Origin of the sequence: Kitasatospora sp. NPDC059327 (assembly GCF_042752535.1) — a bacterium.
Taxonomy (GTDB): Bacteria; Actinomycetota; Actinomycetes; order Streptomycetales; family Streptomycetaceae; genus Kitasatospora.
This window is the reverse complement of the sequence record NZ_JBHYYB010000248.1, coordinates 1-1,692: the sequence shown is the minus strand read 5'-3', so window position 1 is coordinate 1,692 and position 1,692 is coordinate 1. Positions and strand designations below refer to the sequence as shown.

1 protein-coding gene is annotated in these 1,692 nt (G+C 70.9%); it reads left to right on the top strand.

What is annotated here, in order from left to right; genetic code table 11:
* Positions 1 to 73 precede the first annotated feature (73 nt).
* The gene (locus ACFXHB_RS44780) at positions 74 to 1,648 is read left to right on the top strand and encodes an IS1182 family transposase (RefSeq protein WP_380582988.1); all 1,575 of its coding nucleotides are present in this window, start codon (positions 74 to 76) and stop codon (positions 1,646 to 1,648) included.
* Positions 1,649 to 1,692 lie beyond the last annotated feature (44 nt).

Genomic DNA, 1,692 nt, shown 5'->3' with positions numbered 1-1,692 from the left:
CTAGAACGCTGATGAAGATGTTGGGTTCTGGCCCCACCGCGTGAGCGGTGGGGCCAGACTCGTTTCTGTGGCGATGGGGGAATGGGCCGGGGATACGGTCGGGCCGGACGTGTGGGAGACCTGCCGGGAGCTGATCCCGGCGGGGAGTGTGTTCGCGTTCCTGGCCGAGCACCGGGGCCGGCTGTTCCCGGCAGCAATGTTCGCGGACATGTACCCGGCCGCGAACGGCCGCCCGAGCATGCCGCCGCAGATCCTGGCCGCGGCGATCACTCTGCAGGCCCTGCACGGCCTGTCGGACTTCGAGACCGTTCAGGAACTGCGGTGCGACCTGCGATGGAAGGCCGCCTGCGGGCTCGGCCTGCATGACACGGCGTTCGACTCGTCGCTGCTGTCCTACTTCCGTCGCCGGCTGGCCCGCTCGGCCCGGCCGGACCGGGTATTCGAGGCCGTTCGGGAGGTCGTGAACGCGACCGGCGTGCTGAAGGGCCGCCAGAAGCGGGCGCTGGACTCCACCGTGCTGGACGACGCGGTTGCCACCCAGGACACCGTCACCCAGCTGATCGCTGCCGTCCGCGCGGTGATCCGCGAGGTCCCCGGCGCCGGCGCGGTCGCGGCCGTGCACTGCACCGCGCACGACTACGCCGATCCGGGTAAACCCCGCATCGCCTGGAACGACGAGCAGGCCCGGGCCGACCTGGTCGACGCCCTGGTCGGCGACGCGCTGCGGCTGCTCGGGCACCTACCCGAGCAGCCACTGGGCGAGAAGGCCGCGAACGCGGTCGGGATCCTGGCCCTGGTCGCCGGGCAGGACGTCGAGCCCGCCGACGACTCCGACGGCCGTGACGGACGCTGGCGCATCATCCGGGGCACCGCCCCGGACCGGATCGTCTCCGTGGTCGACCCCGAGGCCCGGCACGTCCACAAGAACCGCACACGGCACCAGGACGGCTACAAGGCCCACCTCGCCGTCGAGCCCGAAACCGGCCTGTTCACCGCCGTCGCCCTCACCCCCGGCAGCGGAAGCGAGCACCACGAGGCCCAGATCGCCCTCGACCTGCTCGCCGACGAGCCCGAGCCGGTGGACGCCTTCGGCGACACGGCCTATTCCACCGGACCTACCCGGCGGGCCCTGAGGCAGGCCCACCACCGGTTGTTCCTCAAGCCCGCCCCGCTGACAACCGCCGTCCCGGGCGGTTTCAGTCTCGACGACTTCGTCATCGACACCGTGGGTGGCATGGTGACCTGCCCTGCCGGCCACACCGTCGCGCTGTCCGAGCCGTCCGGCCGACACCTCCAGCGCAAGGCGGTCTTCACCGGCCAGTGCACCGGCTGCCCCCTGCGCGAGCGATGCAGCCGGGCCAAGGCCGGTCGCATTGTCACCATCCGCCCCGACCACGACCTCATGGCGCAAGCCCGAAAGACCGCGAACGACCCCGAATGGCAGGCCGCCTACCGCCGCTGGCGCCCACCCGTCGAACGCGCCGTCGCTTGGCTCGTCGCCCACGGCAACCGACGCCTACGACACATCGGCACCATCAAGAACAACACCTGGCTCCACACCCGCGCCGCCGTCCTCAACCTACGGACCCTGATCAACCTCGGACTCGCCCACAACGGCACCACCTGGCAGATCGGGGCTGCCGCCTGACGGCGGCAGCCCCGATCACACCAAGATCTTCATCAGCGTTCTAG

Coding starts and splice junctions, on each gene's coding strand:
- ACFXHB_RS44780 (WP_380582988.1), top strand. CDS start 74: ATGGGGGAATGGGCCGGGGATACGGTCGGGCCGGACGTGTGGGAGACC.